This window comes from Bacillus sp. FSL M8-0350, from assembly GCF_038593345.1.
Classification (GTDB): Bacteria; Bacillota; Bacilli; order Bacillales; family Bacillaceae; genus Bacillus; species Bacillus safensis.
Window position 1 is genome coordinate 3831238 of record NZ_CP151985.1, and the last position, 6440, is coordinate 3837677.

The following is a 6440-nucleotide window of genomic DNA, read 5'->3' on the forward strand; positions in this document are numbered from 1 at the left end:
TCTATTCTGCTATCTTCGCAATACGCCCCTGCTCTAAATATACTAAAAGGATAGAAATATCAGCAGGGTTAACGCCTGAAATACGAGAAGCCTGTGCAACAGAAAGCGGTCGGACTTCTTTCAGCTTTTGTTTCGCTTCAGTTGCAATTCCTTTGATGGCGTCATAATCAATTCGGTCAGGAATCTTTTTGTTCTCCATCTTTTTCAGTTTTTCAACTTGCTGGAGTGACTTTTCAATATAACCTTCGTATTTAATTTGAATCTCTACCTGCTCACACACATCAGAAGGAAGCGGTGTTTCAGCAGGAGCTAATTTCACAACAGATTCATAGTTCATTTCTGGACGCTTCATCAAATCGCTTGCACGAATACCGTCCTTCAGCTCACTTCCACCGAGTGAACGAATAAATTCTTGAGTCTCTGCTGTTGGTTTAATGATGACAGAATATAAACGTTTTTTCTCTGCTTCGATGGCTTCTTTTTTCTGCTGGAATGACTGGAATCTTTCTTCAGAAATTAATCCAATTTGATACCCAAGTTCAGTTAATCTTAAATCAGCATTGTCATGACGTAGAAGTAGACGATACTCAGCACGTGATGTCAAGAGACGGTACGGTTCATTTGTTCCTTTTGTGACAAGGTCATCGATGAGAACACCGATATATGCATCAGATCGGCTTAAAATGACTTCTTCTTTACCTAATGCTTTTCTTCCTGCATTAATACCTGCCATAATCCCTTGACCTGCTGCTTCCTCATAACCAGACGTACCATTAATTTGGCCGGCTGTATATAGTCCAGAAATTTTCTTCGTCTCAAGTGTAGGCCACAATTGAGTAGGTACAATCGCATCATACTCGATGGCATAACCCGCTCTCATCATTTGTACATTCTCGAGTCCTGGGATGGTTGAAAGCATGCGCTGCTGTACATCCTCCGGAAGACTTGTAGACAATCCTTGAACATAAACTTCCTGTGTATTACGACCTTCTGGCTCTAAGAAAATTTGATGTCTCGGTTTATCATTGAAACGAACCACTTTATCTTCAATGGACGGGCAGTATCTAGGGCCAGTTCCTTTAATCATACCTGAATACATTGGAGAACGGTGTAGATTCTCGTCAATAATTTGATGAGTCTCTAAACTCGTATATGTTAACCAGCATGGCAGCTGATCAGTAATATATTCAACCGTTTCATAGGAGAATGCCCGCGGGACATCATCACCTGGTTGAATTTCTGTTTTACTATAGTCAATCGAGTGGCTATTCACTCGAGGAGGTGTTCCTGTTTTAAAGCGAACCAAATCGAATCCTAGTTCTGCTAAATGATCCGATAATTTAATGGAAGGCTGCTGGTTATTTGGACCACTTGAATACGATAAGTCTCCTAAAATGATGCGGCCTTTTAAGAAAGTTCCTGTCGTTAATACAACAGACTTTGCACGATAGTTCGCCCCCGTTTGAGTAACAACACCTTTACATTCATCATCTTCTACAATTAAATGATCTACCATACCTTGCAGCATTGTCAGGTTTGGTTCATTTTCCATTGTTTTTTTCATTTCATGCTGATATTGGAACTTATCTGCTTGCGCTCTTAACGCACGGACAGCAGGTCCTTTCCCCGTATTCAGCATGCGCATTTGAATATGCGTCTTATCTATATTTCGTGCCATTTCTCCGCCTAGAGCATCAATTTCTCTGACGACAATCCCTTTTGCGGGGCCGCCTACGGACGGATTACATGGCATAAAAGCAACCATATCGAGGTTGATAGTCAATACAAGTGTTTTGGCGCCCTGTCTTGCAGAAGCAAGAGCAGCCTCAACTCCAGCATGACCGGCACCCACGACGATTACGTCATAATTGCCAGCTTCATAACCCATTTCTTATGTTCCTCCCTTTACTTTCCTAAACAGAATTGAGAGAATAACTGATCAATCAAGCTTTCATGAACAGCATCCCCAATAATTTCACCCAGCTGTTCCCAGCAGCGTGTTAAATCTATTTGAACTATGTCGATCGGTACATCCATTTCAATTCCTTCAAGAGCATCCTCAATGGATTGTTTTGCTGCCTGAAGAAGGGCAATATGCCTTGTGTTACTTACATACGTTAAATCTCCACTTTCAATTGAACCCGTGAAGAATAATGATTGAATCGCAATTTCGAGCTCATCAATCCCCTTTTCTTGTAATAATGATGTAGTAACCACCGGACGATCCTTCGCTAACTGCTTGACCTTTTCGATATCAAGCTTAGGCTCAAGATCTGTCTTATTCACGATCACGATGATATCCATGCCTGAGACGGCCTCAAATAGTTTGATATCCTCTTCTGACAATTCCTCGCTATAATTGAGCACAAGCAAAATCAGGTCAGCTTCTTTTAAGACCTGTCTAGATCGTTCAACCCCTATACGCTCAACAATGTCCTCCGTCTCACGTATACCCGCAGTATCGACTAAACGAAGCGGTACACCTCTAACATTTACATACTCCTCAATGACATCTCTCGTTGTTCCAGGAATATCCGTTACAATCGCTTTTGTTTCCTGTACAAGACTATTCAACAAGGAAGACTTCCCAACATTCGGTCTTCCAATAATGACAGTGGATAAGCCCTCGCGAAGTATTTTCCCCTGCTGAGAAGTCGTTAGCAGTGACTCAATTTCCTTTTTCACTGATGTTGCCTTTTCAACTAAAACTCGATGCGTCATTTCTTCAACATCGTCATACTCAGGATAGTCAATATTAACTTCAACATGAGCCAGAGTTTCCAATATCTCACCGCGAAGTCGTTTAATCAAACCGGAGAGTCGTCCCTCCATTTGAGTAATCGCTACATTCATCGCACGATCTGTCTTTGCACGAATCAAATCCATTACCGCTTCAGCCTGTGAAAGATCAATTCTTCCATTTAAGAAAGCTCGTTTTGTAAACTCACCTGGCTCCGCTAATCTTGCTCCTTCTCTTAAAGCAAGCTGCAGTACTTTATTGACCGTTACAATTCCGCCATGGCAGTTAATCTCAATAACGTCTTCTCTCGTAAATGTTTTTGGTGCTCGTAATACTGACACCATGACCTCTTCTATGACTTGCTCAGTGCTAGAGTCCACAATATGACCATAATGAATCGTATGTGAATCCACCGATACAAGTTTTTTCTCCTTAGGACCTTTATACATCCGATCAGCAATCTGTACCGCATCAGGCCCGCTTAAACGAATAATCGCAATTGCTCCTTCACCCATCGGTGTAGAAATTGCTGCAATTGTATCCATCACTCATTCACCTCTTTCTCTACTTAATAAACAGTCTGTTATCTATTAAATGGACATTGTCCATCTCTATATCAAAAACGCTTAATCCAAAATTTAAAGATACCATAAATGAAAGCGAAGTGAAAGTATCCCATATCTAATTATCCACAGCTTTGCATCTTATCTATTTTAACACTTAACTTATCCACATGTGAATAACGACGTTTGAAACTTGTCTTCACATCTTACACCTAAATCCAATAAATTTAAACGCCCTGATCCCTATACTTACTTGTTAAATTGGCGTTTTGCACCCATACCACACACTCATTTTTTAGAAATAGAGGATGAATCCTCTATAAAAAGCAATTTTTCAATAAAAAAAGACTAAAATCCAGCTTTGCTGAATCTTAGCCTTTCTGCTATTTTTTATACAGCACCACAACATGACGTTTGCTGCCTGTATCTTCAGATGCCGTTGCAAGTTCTTTAGAGAATGCAGCAATCGCATCATGAACAATTTTTCGTTCATTCGAAGGCATTGGTTCTAAATGAACCTTTCTCTTCGTTTTTAAAACCCGATTTGCTGTTTTGACTGCATATTGTTCAAGTGCTTCTTGTCGTTTCTTCCTATAATCGCCAATATCAATTGTTATATGATGATACTGATCAGAATAACGATTAAACACTAGCTGTACCAACGTTTCTAAAGAGTACAATGTTTGGCCTCTTTTTCCAATCATTAATGACGTTTTATCTCCATCAATGTGGTAAGAAATCTTTTTCGGTTCCTGTTTGGAAATAATCTTTGCTTTAGGATCAATAGACTTAACAATTTTATCTAAATACTGTGTAGCTAATTTAAATGCATTTATCTTTTCTACTAACTTGACCACAGCTTGTCTTTTACCAAATAATCCTAAAAATCCTTTATTTCCTTCATCTACTATTGTGATTTCTACTTCTTCTTGTAGTAGCTGAATTTGTTTAAGTCCGGAATCTACTGCTTCTTCGATTGTGCGACCGACAGCAGTTATTTCCTTCATTTTTTATTCCCGCCAGCTTTTTCTTTTGTATCAACTTTTACTTGAGGTGTTTTAATCACCAATGTTTGAATGATCATGAAAATGTTACCTACAACCCAGTACAATGAAAGTGCTGCTGGGAAACTAATTGCAAACACAACGATCATAATCGGCATCACCCATAACATGATAGCCATTTGAGGGTTGTCCGAAGGATTTCCAGCCATCATCAGCTTTTGCTGAATGAAAGTAGCTACACCCGCAATAATCGGTAATAGGAACAATGGATCTGGGCTGCCTAAGTCAAACCATAAGAATGTATGCTTTTTAATTTCTGCTGTTCTCATAATTGCATGATAGAAACCAATAAGGATTGGCATTTGAATTAAAATTGGGAAACAGCCTGCTAATGGATTGACGCCATTTTTTTGAAAAAGGGCCATTGTTTCCTGCTGAAGCTGCTGCTGTGTTTTTTGATCTTTAGAGCTATATTTTTCACGAAGCTTTTTCAATTCAGGCTGTAATGCTTGCATCGCTTTTGTACTTCTTAACTGTTTAATCATTAATGGTAAAATAAGCAAGCGAATTAATAGTGTCACAATAATAATCGCTACACCATAGTTTTCACCAGTTAAGTTTGCCATGTACGTGATTAATTGAGATAGCGGGTAAACAATATAAGAATTCCAGAATCCCTTACTATCTGATGTAATTGGTTCATTGATCTGTGTACATCCTGCCAATAAAACCAATACGCCAATCAAGCTAAATATTAGTAATAATCGCCTTTTCAACAAGATTCCTCCCATTACTTCAAACTTTATTTAAGTTGGAATTGATTAAGAAAGTGACTCACCTAATCAGTATGGTAACATTTTTTCTTTGCAAAGTGGTGGTTTCATTTTAATTCACTAGATGAAGGAAGCGCTTTTAAAAATTGATTCAACGAAAGTTTCTATTACGAAGACTTTTTCGGTTGTTGTTGATAAACAGCGGATTTTCTAAATAAATGTTGGAGAGACTTCTTTGTTTCTTCAAAGGTCAATTCACTCGCTGGTTTTCGTGCAATGACAATGTAGTCTTTTTCTTGCTTTAACTTATGGCCTTCCTCTAAAAACACCTGACGGATCAGACGTTTAATTCGGTTTCTAATCACTGCATTACCAATCTTCTTACTGACAGACAATCCTAAACGCAGTTCAACTTGATTTGGCTGATCCAGCTGGTAAATAACGAATTGGCGATTTGCCATTGATTGACCTTTTTTGAACACCTTTTGAAACTCTTCATTTTTTTTTAGCCTGTTTCGCTTCTTCATGTTTTCTTCCACTCCGATAAAAACTGACAGTTCATTTACGATTTTATGTAAAAAAGACCACTGACATTATTCAGTGGCCTAAGCTGATAATTTTTTTCTACCTTTGCTGCGGCGTCGCTTTAAAACTAGACGTCCGTTTTTAGTACTCATACGGCTGCGGAAGCCATGAACTTTACTACGCTTACGGTTATTTGGTTGAAACGTTCTTTTCATTTATGACACCTCCCTGAGGAATAGCTGTTTAAGACAGTCTAACTCATTATATTTGTGTAACCCATCGATTGTCAATATCAATGATAAAACTCTTATTATCAACCTTATAAGCATAACATAAGTTATCAAACGAAGAAACCTTCTTTTTTAGTTTCCAGCATTTTATTCTTTTTTTCCTCCTAAAAGACCTTCAAAACAAGAATGTGGATATTTTTCCGGCATATTTAGACTATCCACACCCATTATCGACATTTTTTTCACACAAATAACCGATGTGGATAATTATTTTTCAACAGGATGTAAAGTGTGTGGATAAGTTTGTGACACCCATTGCACCATCTTGTTTATTTTGATATTATATTTGTGTTTTAACTCTTAATTACTTATCTGGCCCATTAATATTATCCACAATTTGTGGATAACCTGTGGAAAGTTATTACACAGCCTGTTGAATTGTTTATCCACAGCTTGTGTAATTTGTCGAAAAGACGTTTTTCTACTATATTAATTGTTTTCAACAATGTATGTGCACGAATGGTGATGACCATTTGCTCTTTTTCGTGTTCTATAACAGTTTGATACTGGTCATTTTAAAAAGAAAAGGAGGGGGGAGAGGCCTT

6 protein-coding genes are annotated in these 6440 nt (G+C 38.2%); all 6 read right to left on the reverse strand.

Annotated elements, in window-relative coordinates; genetic code table 11:
* Position 1: 1 nt before the first annotated feature.
* A complete protein-coding gene (gene mnmG / locus NSS80_RS19905) occupies positions 2–1888 on the reverse strand; it encodes a tRNA uridine-5-carboxymethylaminomethyl(34) synthesis enzyme MnmG (RefSeq protein ID WP_039182934.1) in 1887 nt (628 codons plus the stop codon).
* 17 nt (positions 1889–1905) lie between these two features.
* Positions 1906–3285 carry a tRNA uridine-5-carboxymethylaminomethyl(34) synthesis GTPase MnmE gene (gene mnmE / locus NSS80_RS19910; protein WP_024424070.1) on the reverse strand — a complete coding sequence of 460 codons (1380 nt, stop codon included), beginning with the start codon at positions 3283–3285 and terminating at the stop codon, positions 1906–1908.
* Positions 3286–3686: 401 nt separating this feature from the next.
* Complete coding sequence (gene jag / locus NSS80_RS19915) at positions 3687–4310, reverse strand: RNA-binding cell elongation regulator Jag/EloR (protein ID WP_024424071.1); 624 nt, start codon at positions 4308–4310, stop codon at positions 3687–3689.
* The gene (spoIIIJ, locus tag NSS80_RS19920) at positions 4307–5089 is read right to left on the reverse strand and encodes a YidC family membrane integrase SpoIIIJ (RefSeq protein WP_087976621.1); all 783 of its coding nucleotides are present in this window, start codon (positions 5087–5089) and stop codon (positions 4307–4309) included. The genes jag and spoIIIJ overlap by 4 nt, the downstream gene beginning before the upstream one ends.
* A gap of 158 nt (positions 5090–5247) precedes the next feature.
* Positions 5248–5607, reverse strand: coding sequence for a ribonuclease P protein component (gene rnpA, locus NSS80_RS19925; RefSeq protein ID WP_024427652.1), 360 nt, complete (start codon positions 5605–5607; stop codon positions 5248–5250).
* 78 nt (positions 5608–5685) lie between these two features.
* Positions 5686–5820 (reverse strand): 50S ribosomal protein L34, encoded by a 135-nt coding sequence (rpmH, locus tag NSS80_RS19930; protein ID WP_073208224.1) that lies wholly within the window; start codon positions 5818–5820, stop codon positions 5686–5688.
* Between the last annotated feature and the right edge of the window lie 620 nt (positions 5821–6440).